Source organism: Pseudomonas guariconensis, from assembly GCF_015680235.1.
GTDB lineage: Bacteria > Pseudomonadota > Gammaproteobacteria > Pseudomonadales > Pseudomonadaceae > Aquipseudomonas > Aquipseudomonas guariconensis_A.
The window spans coordinates 13,236-25,510 of sequence record NZ_JADLJL010000022.1; the positions used below are offsets into that span (position 1 = coordinate 13,236).

Annotated in this window: 8 protein-coding genes; all 8 read left to right on the forward strand. The window is 63.7% G+C overall.

Annotation, left to right across the window (positions count from 1 at the left end):
* Positions 1-51 precede the first annotated feature (51 nt).
* The 8 genes from mtnA to ihfB all read left to right on the forward strand — a co-directional run bounded on the left by mtnA (position 52) and on the right by ihfB (position 12,263).
* Positions 52-1,128, forward strand: a complete 1,077-nt coding sequence (gene mtnA / locus IRZ56_RS15580) for an S-methyl-5-thioribose-1-phosphate isomerase (protein WP_196145747.1) — start codon at positions 52-54, stop codon at positions 1,126-1,128.
* A gap of 288 nt (positions 1,129-1,416) precedes the next feature.
* Positions 1,417-4,188, forward strand: a complete 2,772-nt coding sequence (gene gyrA / locus IRZ56_RS15585) for a DNA gyrase subunit A (RefSeq protein WP_196145748.1) — start codon at positions 1,417-1,419, stop codon at positions 4,186-4,188.
* Positions 4,189-4,430: 242 nt separating this feature from the next.
* On the forward strand, positions 4,431-5,516 hold the full coding sequence (gene serC, locus IRZ56_RS15590; RefSeq protein ID WP_196145749.1) for a 3-phosphoserine/phosphohydroxythreonine transaminase: 1,086 nt from the start codon (positions 4,431-4,433) through the stop codon (positions 5,514-5,516).
* Entirely contained in the window at positions 5,516-6,610 is a 1,095-nt protein-coding gene (gene pheA, locus IRZ56_RS15595) for a prephenate dehydratase (RefSeq protein ID WP_084854915.1), read from the forward strand. Before serC ends, pheA begins: the two co-directional genes overlap by 1 nt.
* Positions 6,611-6,944: 334 nt before the next feature.
* Positions 6,945-9,152 carry a bifunctional prephenate dehydrogenase/3-phosphoshikimate 1-carboxyvinyltransferase gene (locus tag IRZ56_RS15600; protein ID WP_328311697.1) on the forward strand — a complete coding sequence of 736 codons (2,208 nt, stop codon included), beginning with the start codon at positions 6,945-6,947 and terminating at the stop codon, positions 9,150-9,152.
* A complete protein-coding gene (gene cmk, locus IRZ56_RS15605; RefSeq protein WP_196145751.1) occupies positions 9,149-9,835 on the forward strand; it encodes a (d)CMP kinase in 687 nt (228 codons plus the stop codon). Before IRZ56_RS15600 ends, cmk begins: the two co-directional genes overlap by 4 nt.
* 124 nt (positions 9,836-9,959) lie before the next feature.
* Positions 9,960-11,636, forward strand: a complete 1,677-nt coding sequence (rpsA, locus tag IRZ56_RS15610; RefSeq protein ID WP_084854918.1) for a 30S ribosomal protein S1 — start codon at positions 9,960-9,962, stop codon at positions 11,634-11,636.
* A gap of 324 nt (positions 11,637-11,960) precedes the next feature.
* Positions 11,961-12,263 carry an integration host factor subunit beta gene (ihfB, locus tag IRZ56_RS15615; protein ID WP_196145752.1) on the forward strand — a complete coding sequence of 101 codons (303 nt, stop codon included), beginning with the start codon at positions 11,961-11,963 and terminating at the stop codon, positions 12,261-12,263.
* Positions 12,264-12,275 lie beyond the last annotated feature (12 nt).

Consider the following 12,275-nt stretch of genomic DNA (forward strand, 5'->3'; position numbering starts at 1 on the left):
GAGGCTCGCTATAATCGGCCGCTTTTGATCAGCGAACGACGGGGAGAGGCGATGCGCGAGCGACTTTTGGCGGCGGAGAAGGTGACCGGCATCCAGTGGCGGGATGGCACCTTGCGTCTGCTCGACCAGCGCCTGCTGCCTGCGCGTGAGCACTGGCTGGCCTGCACCGACGTGGACGCGGTGGTCGAGGCGATCCGCCAGATGGCGGTGCGCGGGGCCTCGGCCATCGGCATCAGCGCCGCCTATGGCCTGGTGCTTGCCGTGCGCCAGCGCCTGGCCGAGGGCGAGGATTGGGAGCATGTGCTGGAAGAAGACTTCCTCGCCCTGGCCGAGGCCCGCCCCACCGCGGCCAACCTGTTCTGGTCGCTCAACCGCATGCGCGAACGCCTGCAGCGGCTGCGTGCCGACGAGGACGTACTGGCGGTGATGGAGGCCGAGGCGATGGCCATCCACGAAAGCGACCGCGAAGCGAACCTGACCATGGCTCAGCATGGCATCGAGCTGATTCGCCGGCACCAGGGCAACGCCCAGACCCTGCTCACCTACGGCAACGCCGGTGCCCTGGCCAGCGGCGGTTTCGGCACCGCGCTGGGCGTGATCCGGGCGGCCTACCTGGAAGGCATGGTCGAGCGGGTGTACGCCGGCGAGACCCGCCCGTGGCTGCACGGCTCGCGCCTGACCGCCTGGGAGCTGGCCCATGAAGGCATCCCGGCGACCCTGTGCGCCGACTCGGCCATGGCCCACCTGATGAAGACCAAGGGCATTACCTGGGTGGTGGTCGGTGCCGACTGCATCGCCGCCAACGGCGACGTGGCCGGCAAGATCGGCACCTACCAGCTGGCCGTGGCTGCCATGCACCATGGCGTGCGCTTCATGGTGGTGGCGCCGAGCACCACCATCGACCTGAACCTGGCCACCGGTGAGGATATCCCGCTGGAAGAGCGCGAAGCCGATGAATTGCTGGATGTGGGCGGCAACCGGGTCGCGGCCGAAGTCGAAGTGTGCAACCCGGTATTCGATGTGACTCCGGCTGACCTGGTCGATGTGATCGTGACCGAACGCGGCGTGGTCGAACGGCCCGATACGGCCAAGATCGCCCAGTTGATCTGTCGCAAGCGGTTGCATTGAGTGTAGGGCGGGGGCGATTTGTCGGTTTTGAGATCGCGCGCCGCGCGATCTCCCAGGCGACACAGCATTCAATCCGACCCCTGCCATATCTCCCACGCATCCCGCCTTTGTGATACCATCCGACAGTTTCCAGGCCCGCTCGTTGAAGCGGCCTTCATTGCGCAGATCCATGGCTCAACTCATTGATTTGTCGTAAGTCGTCGCACCACTGTGCGTTGCGGCGACGAGCTTCGTTCGTCCTACGAGGGAAACGACGAAGTTTCACCAGAAAAAGGAATCAGGCTTCTCATGGGCGAACTGGCCAAAGAAATCCTCCCGGTCAATATCGAAGACGAACTGAGACAGTCTTACCTCGACTACGCGATGAGCGTGATTGTCGGGCGTGCACTGCCCGATGCGCGTGACGGCTTGAAGCCCGTGCATCGCCGCGTTCTCTACGCGATGAGCGAACTGGGCAACGACTGGAACAAGCCGTACAAGAAATCCGCCCGTGTGGTCGGTGACGTCATCGGTAAGTACCACCCCCACGGCGACACGGCGGTCTATGACACCATCGTGCGCATGGCGCAGCCGTTCTCGCTGCGCTACCTGCTGGTCGACGGCCAGGGCAACTTCGGTTCGGTGGACGGCGACAACGCCGCGGCCATGCGATACACCGAAGTGCGCATGGCCAAGCTGGCCCACGAGCTGCTGGCCGACCTGCACAAGGAAACCGTCGACTGGGTGCCCAACTATGACGGCACCGAGCAGATCCCGGCGGTCATGCCGACCAAGATCCCCAACCTGCTGGTCAACGGTTCCAGCGGTATTGCCGTGGGCATGGCGACCAACATCCCGCCGCACAACCTGGGCGAGGTCATCGACGGTTGCCTGGCGCTGATCGACAACCCTGAGGTGTCGATCGACGAGCTGATGCAGTTCATCCCTGGCCCCGACTTCCCTACCGCAGGCCTGATCAACGGCCGCCAGGGCATCATCGAGGCCTACCGTACCGGCCGTGGCCGCATCTATATGCGCGCCCGTTCCGAAATCGAGGACATCGACAAGGACAAAGCCGGCGGTCGCCAGCAGATCGTCGTCACCGAGCTGCCGTACCAGCTGAACAAGGCGCGGCTGATCGAGAAGATCGCCGAGCTGGTCAAAGAGAAGAAGATCGAAGGCATCACCGAGCTGCGCGACGAGTCCGACAAGGACGGCATGCGCATCGTCATCGAGCTGCGTCGCGGCGAGGTGCCGGAGGTGGTGCTCAACAACCTCTACGCGCAGACCCAGCTGCAGAGCGTGTTCGGCATCAACATGGTCGCCCTGATCGACGGCCGCCCACGCCTGCTCAACCTCAAGGACCTGCTCGAAGCGTTCGTCCGTCACCGCCGCGAAGTGGTGACCCGCCGTACCGTGTTCGAGCTGCGCAAGGCCCGCGAGCGTGGCCATATCCTCGAAGGCCAGGCGGTCGCGCTGTCCAACATCGACCCGGTCATCGCCCTGATCAAGGCCTCGCCGACCCCGTCCGAGGCCAAGGAAGCGCTGGTCAGCACCGCCTGGGAATCCAGCGCCGTGCAGGTCATGGTCGAGCGCGCCGGCGCCGACTCGTGCCGCCCGGAAGACCTTCCGGAGCAGTACGGCCTGCGTGACGGCAAGTACTACCTGTCGCCGGAACAGGCCCAGGCCATCCTGGATCTGCGCCTGCACCGCCTGACCGGCCTGGAGCACGAGAAGCTGCTGGCCGAGTACCAGGAGATCCTCGAGCAGATCGGCGAACTGATCCGCATCCTCAGCAGCGCCGAGCGCCTGATGGAAGTGATCCGCGAAGAACTCGAGGCGATCCGCGCCGAATACGGCGATGCCCGTCGCACCGAGATCCTCAACGCCACCCACGACCTCAGCTACGGCGACATGATCCCCGAAGAAGAGCGCGTGGTGACCATTTCCCACGGCGGCTATGCCAAGACCCAGCCGTTGTCCGCCTACCAGGCCCAGCGCCGCGGTGGCAAGGGCAAGTCGGCCACCGGCGTGAAGGATGAGGACTACATCGAGCACCTGCTGGTCGCCAACAGCCACGCCACCCTGCTGCTGTTCTCCAGCAAGGGCAAGGTGTACTGGCTCAAGACCTACGAAATTCCCGAAGCGTCCCGCGCCGCCCGCGGTCGCCCGCTGGTCAACCTGCTGCCGCTGGAAGAGGGTGAGCGCATCACCGCCATGCTGCAGATCGACCTTGAGGCCCTGCAGCAGAACGCCGACAGCGACGAAGAGCTGGAGGACGCCGACGACACCGTGCTCGAAGGGGAAGTGATCGAGGCCGAGGAAGTCGACGAGGAAGACGGCGACACCCCTGAGTGGGTAGCCGAGCCGACCGGCGCTTATATCTTCATGGCTACTGCTTTCGGTACCGTCAAGAAGACCCCGCTGGCCCAGTTCGCTCGTCCGCGTACCAGCGGCCTGATCGCCCTGAAGCTCAAGGAAGGTGACACCCTGATCGCCGCGGCCATCACCGACGGCGCCAAGGAAGTCATGATGTTCTCCGACGCCGGCAAGGTGATCCGCTTCGCCGAGAGCGTGGTGCGTGAAATGGGCCGTACCGCCCGTGGCGTACGCGGCATGAAACTGGGCAAGGGCCAGCAGGTGATCTCCATGCTGATCCCAGAGTCCGGCGCGCAGATCCTCACCGCCTCCGAGCGTGGCTTCGGCAAGCGGACCCCGCTGTCCAAGTTCCCGCGTCGCGGTCGTGGTGGCCAGGGCGTCATCGCCATGGGTACCAAGGGGCGCAACGGCCTGCTGATCGGCGCCATCCAGGTGCAGGAAGGCGAGGAGATCATGCTGATCTCCGACCAAGGCACCTTGGTGCGCACCCGCGTCGGCGAGGTGTCCAGCCTGGGCCGTAACACCCAAGGTGTGACGCTGATCAAGCTGGCCACCGACGAGACACTGGTGGGCCTGGAGCGTATCCAGGAGCCGTCGGAGGAAGAACTCGACGAGCTGCTCGACGGGGACGAGGAGGGCGTCGAGGCCGAAGCGCCAGACAATGATGAAGCTGCTGGCGCCGAAGAGGCCCAGCAGGAGTAAGCAAGCGTAAAACCCGAGCGGGGCGACCAAGGTTGCCCCGTTTGACTGATTAGGCCAGGCCATTGGGGCCGCTGCGCGGCCCATCGCCGGCAAGCCGGGCTCCTACAGGTTCAGCGCGAGCTTCCCTGTGGGAGCTGGCTTGCCGGCGATGGCCTGCAAAGCAGGCCCATGGTAGGCGACACAGTTTTAACTGGTTGGTACCGAATTAAGAATTTGTACCATTTGGCAGAGCGAGAGTGGATGTGAGCAAACGAGCCTTTAACTTCTGCGCAGGCCCTGCCGCGCTTCCAGACGCTGTCCTGCAGCGTGCCCAGGCCGAAATGCTGGACTGGCGTGGCAAGGGCTTGTCGGTGATGGAAATGAGCCATCGCAGCGACGACTACGTGGCCATCGCCGAGAAGGCCGAGCAGGACCTGCGCGACCTGCTGTCCATCCCCTCCAACTACAAGGTGCTGTTCCTCCAGGGCGGCGCGAGCCAGCAGTTCGCCGAGATCCCGCTGAACCTGCTGCCCGAAAGCGGCACTGCCGACTACATCGAGACCGGTATCTGGTCGAAGAAGGCCATCGAGGAAGCGCGTCGCTTCGGCCACGTCAACGTCGCCGCCAGCGCCAAGCCCTACGACTACCTGGCCATCCCGGGCCAGAACGAGTGGAACCTGACCCACAACGCTGCCTACGTCCACTATGCGTCCAACGAGACCATCGGTGGCCTGCAGTTCGACTGGGTGCCGGAAACCGGTGACGTGCCGCTGGTGGTGGACATGTCGTCCGACATCCTCTCGCGCCCGATCGATGTGTCCCAGTACGGCCTGATCTATGCCGGTGCGCAGAAGAACATCGGCCCCAGCGGCCTGGTGGTGGTGATCGTGCGTGAAGACCTGCTTGGCCACGCCCGCAGCAGCTGCCCGACCATGCTCGACTACAAAGTCGCCGCCGACAACGGCTCGATGTACAACACCCCGGCCACCTATTCCTGGTACCTCTCGGGCCTGGTGTTCGAATGGCTCAAGGAGCAGGGCGGCGTCGAGGCCATGGAGCAGCGCAACCGTGCCAAGAAAGACCGCCTGTACGGCTTCATCGATGCCAGCGAGTTCTACACCAACCCGATCAGCCACAACGCCCGTTCGTGGATGAATGTGCCGTTCCGCCTGGCCGACGAGCGCCTGGACAAAGCCTTCCTGGCCGGCGCCGACGCCCGTGGCCTGCTCAACCTCAAGGGCCATCGCTCGGTCGGCGGTATGCGCGCCTCCATCTACAACGCCCTGGGCCTGGAGGCGGTCGACGCCCTGGTGGCCTACATGGCTGAATTCGAGAAGGAGCACGCTTGATGTCCGAACAGGAGCTCAAGGCACTGCGGGTACGCATCGACAGCCTCGACGAGAAGATTCTCGAGCTGATCAGCGAGCGCGCCCGTTGCGCCCAGGAAGTGGCCAAAGTCAAGACGGCCTCCCTGGCCGAAGGCGAGAAGCCGGTGTTCTACCGCCCTGAGCGTGAGGCTGCGGTGCTCAAGCGCGTCATGGAGCGCAACAAGGGCCCGCTGGACAACGAAGAGATGGCGCGGTTGTTCCGCGAGATCATGTCGTCCTGCCTGGCCTTGGAAGAACCGCTCAAGGTCGCCTACCTCGGCCCCGAAGGCACCTTCACCCAGGCTGCGGCCATGAAGCACTTCGGCCACGCCGTGGTCAGCCGTCCGATGGCGGCCATCGACGAAGTGTTCCGCGAAGTGGCGGCTGGTGCCGTCAACTTCGGTGTGGTGCCGGTGGAAAACTCCACCGAGGGTGCGGTCAGCCATACCCTGGACAGCTTCCTCGAGCATGACATGGTGATTTGCGGCGAAGTCGAGCTGCGTATCCACCACCACCTGCTGGTGGGCGAGAACACCAAGACCAACAGCATCACCCGTATCTATTCCCACGCCCAGTCGCTGGCCCAGTGCCGCAAATGGCTGGACGCCCATTACCCGAATGTCGAGCGCGTGGCGGTTTCCAGCAACGCCGAGGCGGCCAAGCGGGTCAAGGGCGAGTGGAATTCGGCGGCCATTGCCGGCGACATGGCGGCGAACCTGTACGGCCTGACCCGCCTGGCCGAGAAGATCGAGGACCGCCCGGACAACTCCACGCGTTTCCTGATGATCGGCAACCAGGAAGTGCCGCCGACCGGCGACGACAAGACCTCGATCATCGTGTCGATGAGCAACAAGCCGGGTGCGCTGCATGAACTGTTGGTGCCGTTCCACGAGAACGGCATCGACCTGACCCGCATCGAGACCCGCCCGTCGCGTAGCGGTAAGTGGACGTACGTGTTCTTCATCGATTTCGTTGGTCACCACCGTGATCCGTTGATCAAGGCGGTGCTGGAGCAGATCAGCCAGGAGGCTGTGGCGCTCAAGGTGCTGGGGTCGTATCCGAAGGCGGTGCTTTGATCGAGATCGCCGGGGCCGCTTCGCGCCCCATCGCTGGCAAGCCAGCTCTCACAGGTACAGTGCAAGTCTTCAGATTTGTGCAGCCCTTGTGGGAGCCGGCTTGCCGGCGATGGGCTGCAACGCAGCCCCACTCCCGCAGGGCGCGTACACGTCCCCTGTAGGAGCGGGCTTGTCCCGCGATGGGCTGCAAAGCAGCCCCACTCCCGCAGGGCGCGTACGGTCCCCTGTAGGAGCGGGCTTGTCCCGCGATGGGCTGCAAAGCAGCCCCTAACATCCGCCGTTCTGAACAGGATTCGCGCTAGTGGTTGATGTAACAGCAAGCAAATCCGGCCCTATCATCGGCCGCCTGGTGGTCGTGGGCCTGGGCCTGATCGGCGGCTCCTTCGCCAAGGGCCTGCGCGAAAGCGGCCTGTGCCGCGAAGTGGTCGGCGTCGACCTGGACGCCCAGTCGCGCAAGCTGGCCGTGTCCCTGGGCGTGGTCGACCGCTGCGAAGCGGACCTGGCCGCCGCCTGCGTCGGTGCCGACGTCATCCAACTGGCCGTGCCCATCCTGGCCATGGAAAAGGTCCTCGCCCACCTGGCACGCCTGGACCTGGCCGACGCCATCATCACCGACGTCGGCAGCGCCAAGGGCAACGTCGTGCGCGCCGCCCGCGAAGCCTTCGCCGAACGCCTGCCGCGCTTCGTCCCAGGCCACCCGATCGCCGGCTCCGAGCAGAGCGGGGTAGAGGCCTCCAACGCCACCCTGTTCCGCCGCCACAAAGTCATCCTCACGCCGCTGCCGGAAACCGACCCCGCCGCCCTGGCCCTGGTCGACCGCCTATGGCGTGCGCTGGACGCCGATGTGGAACACATGCCGGTGGAACGCCACGACGAAGTCCTGGCCGCCACCAGCCACCTGCCGCACCTGCTGGCATTCGGTTTGGTCGATTCCCTGGCCAAGCGCAATGAAAACCTGGAGATCTTCCGGTACGCTGCGGGAGGCTTCCGCGATTTCACGAGAATCGCCGGCAGCGACCCGATCATGTGGCACGACATCTTCCTCGCCAACCGCGAGGCTGTCCTGCGCACCCTGGATACATTTCGCAGCGACCTCGACGCCTTGCGCGACGCGGTCGATGCAGGGGACGGGCACCAGCTGCTGGGTGTGTTCACCCGCGCTCGGGTTGCCCGCGAGCATTTCAGTAAAATCCTGGCCCGCCGGGCCTATGTGGACGCTATGAACGCCAACGATCTGATTTTCCTGGCCCAACCTGGTGGCCGCCTGTCCGGACGGATCCGCGTTCCGGGTGACAAGTCGATTTCCCACCGCTCGATCATGCTTGGCTCGCTGGCCGAAGGCACCACCGAGGTCGAAGGTTTCCTCGAAGGCGAGGATGCACTGGCGACCCTGCAGGCCTTCCGCGACATGGGGGTGGTCATCGAGGGCCCGCACCACGGCCGCGTGACCATCCATGGCGTCGGCTTGCACGGCCTCAAGCCGCCACCGGGGCCGATCTACCTCGGCAACTCCGGCACCTCCATGCGCCTGCTGTCGGGCCTGCTGGCCGGCCAGCCGTTCGACGTGACCATGACCGGCGACGCGTCGCTGTCCAAGCGCCCGATGAACCGCGTGGCCAACCCGCTGCGTGAAATGGGTGCGGTGGTCGAGACCGGCCCTGAAGGTCGCCCGCCGCTGACCATCCGTGGTGGCCACAAGCTCAAGGCCCTGGACTACACCCTGCCGATGGCCAGTGCCCAGGTGAAATCCTGCCTGCTGCTGGCCGGCCTGTACGCCGAAGGCACCACCACCGTCACCGAGCCGGCCCCGACCCGCGACCACACCGAGCGCATGCTGCGTGGTTTCGGCTATGACGTGCAGACCAATGGCCCGGTGGCCTCGCTCAAGGCCGGCGGCAAGCTCAGCGCCACCCGCATCGAAGTGCCGGCCGACATCTCCTCGGCTGCCTTCTTCCTGGTCGCGGCCTCCATCGCCGAAGGCTCGGAGCTGGTGCTCGAGCACGTGGGCATCAACCCGACCCGTACCGGCGTGATCGACATCCTGCGCCTGATGGGCGGCGACATCACCCTGGAAAACCAGCGTGAAGTCGGCGGCGAACCGGTGGCCGACCTGCGCGTGCGCGGTGCCAAGCTCAAGGGTATCGACATTCCCGAAGCCCTCGTACCGCTGGCCATCGACGAGTTCCCAGTGCTGTTCGTCGCCGCGGCCTGCGCCGAAGGGCGCACCGTGCTGCGTGGCGCCGAGGAGCTGCGGGTCAAGGAGTCGGACCGCATCCAGGTCATGGCCGACGGCCTGCTGACCCTGGGCGTGAAGTGCCAGCCGACCCCGGACGGCATCATCATCGACGGCGGCCAGATCGGCGGCGGCGAAGTCCATGGCCACGGCGACCACCGCATCGCCATGGCCTTCAGCGTCGCCTCGCTGCGTGCCAGCGCGCCGATCCGCATCCATGACTGCGCCAACGTCGCCACCTCGTTCCCCAACTTCCTGGCGCTGTGCGCCGAAGTCGGTATCCGCGTCGCAGAAGAGGGCAAGCCGTGAATTCCCAAGCGCCGGTCATCACCATCGATGGGCCAAGCGGCTCGGGCAAGGGCACCGTTGCCGGCATCCTCGCCCGCGAGCTGGGCTGGAGGCTGCTGGACTCCGGCGCCCTGTACCGCCTGCTGGCTTTCAACGCCACCAACCACGGCGTCGACCTGACCAACGAAGAGCTGCTCAAGGCCCTGGCCGCCCATCTGGATGTGCAGTTCATCGCCGCACAACCGGGTAAGCTTCAGCAGATCATTCTCGAGGGTGAGGATGTCAGCAACGTGATTCGCACCGAAACAGTCGGCGCCGGCGCCTCCATGGTCGCCTCCCTGCCGGCGGTGCGCGAAGCGCTGCTGCAGCGCCAGCGCGCCTTCCGCGAAGCCCCCGGGTTGATCGCCGATGGCCGCGACATGGGCACCGTGGTGTTCCCGGACGCGCCCTTGAAAGTGTTCCTCACCGCCAGTGCGGAGGAGCGCGCACGACGTCGTTATTTGCAGTTGAAGGGCAAAGGCGATGATGTTAGTCTGGCGAGTCTGCTGGATGAGATCCGTGCGCGCGATGAGCGCGACACCCAGCGTGCGGTGGCCCCGTTGAAACCAGCGGCCGATGCCATCCAGTTGGACTCCACCGAGTTGTCCATCGAGCAGGTGTTGCAACGTATCAGGAGCGAGCTCGCCCAGCGCGATTTGCTCTGATAACCAGGGAAGCAGGCAGGGTCACCAGTCAACGTCCTGCCGGCTTTCCTTTATATGAACGAAACCCACATTGTCTGGAATGTGGCTATGGGCGTCTGTTTCGCCCGAATCTACAGGAATTAAAATGAGCGAAAGCTTTGCAGAACTCTTTGAAGAAAGCCTGAAAACCCTCAATCTTCAGCCGGGCGCGATCATCACCGGTATCGTTGTCGACATCGACGGCGACTGGGTTACCGTTCACGCTGGCCTGAAGTCCGAGGGCGTCATCCCGCTCGAGCAGTTCATCAACGAAGCTGGCGAGCTGACCATCAAGGTCGGTGACGAAGTTCACGTTGCGCTGGACGCGGTCGAAGACGGCTTTGGCGAAACCAAGCTGTCCCGTGAAAAAGCCAAGCGCGCCGAGTGCTGGATTGTTCTGGAAGCAGCTTTCGCCGCCGAAGAAGTGGTCAAGGGCGTTATCAACGGTAAGGTTAAGGGCGGCTTCACTGTCGACGTTAACGGCATCCGTGCGTTCCTGCCGGGCTCCCTGGTCGATGTCCGCCCTGTGCGCGACACCACCCACCTGGAAGGCAAAGAGCTGGAGTTCAAGGTCATCAAGCTGGACCAGAAGCGCAACAACGTTGTCGTTTCCCGTCGCAGCGTGCTGGAAGCCGAGAACAGCGCCGAGCGCGAAGCCCTGCTGGAAACCCTGCAGGAAGGCCAACAGGTCAAGGGTATCGTCAAGAACCTCACCGACTACGGCGCCTTCGTGGACCTGGGCGGTATCGACGGCCTGCTGCACATCACCGACATGGCTTGGAAGCGCATCAAGCACCCGTCGGAAATCGTCAACGTTGGTGACGAAGTCGACGTTCGCGTCCTGAAGTTCGACCGTGAGCGCAACCGCGTTTCGCTGGGTCTGAAGCAAATGGGCGAAGATCCGTGGGTAGCTATCACTGCCCGCTACCCAGAAGGTACCCGCGTACAGGCTCGCGTGACCAACCTGACCGACTACGGCTGCTTCGCTGAGCTGGAAGAAGGCGTTGAAGGTCTGGTACACGTTTCCGAAATGGACTGGACCAACAAGAACATCCACCCGTCGAAAGTCGTTCAGGTTGGCGACGAAGTGGAAGTCATGGTTCTGGACATCGACGAAGAGCGTCGTCGTATCTCCCTGGGCATCAAGCAGTGCAAGTCCAACCCATGGGAAGACTTCTCCAGCCAGTTCAACAAAGGTGACAAGATCACCGGTACCATCAAGTCGATCACCGACTTCGGTATCTTCATTGGCCTGGACGGCGGCATCGACGGTCTGGTTCACCTGTCCGACATCTCCTGGAACGAGTCCGGCGAAGAAGCCGTACGTCGCTTCAAGAAGGGCGACGAGCTGGAAACCGTCATCCTGTCGGTCGACCCAGAGCGCGAGCGTATCTCCCTGGGTATCAAGCAACTGGAAGACGATCCGTTCTCCAACTTCGTTGCTCTGAACGACAAGGGCGCTATCGTCAAGGGTACCGTCAAGGAAGTTGACGCCAAAGGCGCCATCGTCACCCTGGCCGACGACATCGAAGCTACTCTGAAGGCTTCCGAAATCAGCCGTGACCGCGTTGAAGACGCGCGTAACGTCCTGAAGGAAGGCGACGAGATCGAAGCCAAGATCATCAGCGTTGACCGCAAGTCCCGCGTCATCAGCCTGTCCATCAAGTCGAAGGACGACGCTGAAGAGCGCGAAGCTATCCAGAGCCTGAAAAACGCTCCGGAAGCTGCTGCCGACACAACCATGGCCGCGCTGCTGCGCGAAGCGATGGCCAAGCAGAACTAAGTTCTGTTTGATCGGTAAAAAGGGGCGACCTTCGGGTCGCCCCTTTTTTTTGCCCTTCCCACGCTACCCCCCCCCTGTGGGAGCGGGCTTGCCCCGCGATAACGCCCGCCCAAGCGCCACTGTTCACGTCCCTTCCACGCCCAGCCCGCGCAGCCAGCCCATCACCCAGCCTCCCTACGCTCAAGTCCCTCTACCACTCGGGTTCGCGCCCCACCCATTCTTGAATTTTTTTATCAAGTCAAGATCCACCCTGTTCAAATCTCCCAGAGCGTGCTACAAACTGGTTAAGCAATGATCTAGCTGCTTGATAACGAAGGGAAAAATATGACGAAGTCGGAGCTGATCGAACGTATTGTCACCCATCAAGGGCTGCTCTCGTCCAAGGACGTGGAGTTGGCCATCAAGACCATGCTTGAACAGATGTCCCAATGCCTGGCCACCGGCGATCGCATCGAGATCCGCGGCTTTGGCAGCTTTTCCTTGCACTACCGCTCACCCCGCGTAGGTCGCAACCCCAAGACCGGTCAGTCGGTGAGCCTTGAAGGCAAGTACGTACCGCACTTCAAGCCCGGCAAGGAACTGCGTGACCGCGTTAACGAAGACGAACAAGAACACGCCCACACCTGAGGGGCAGAAGGA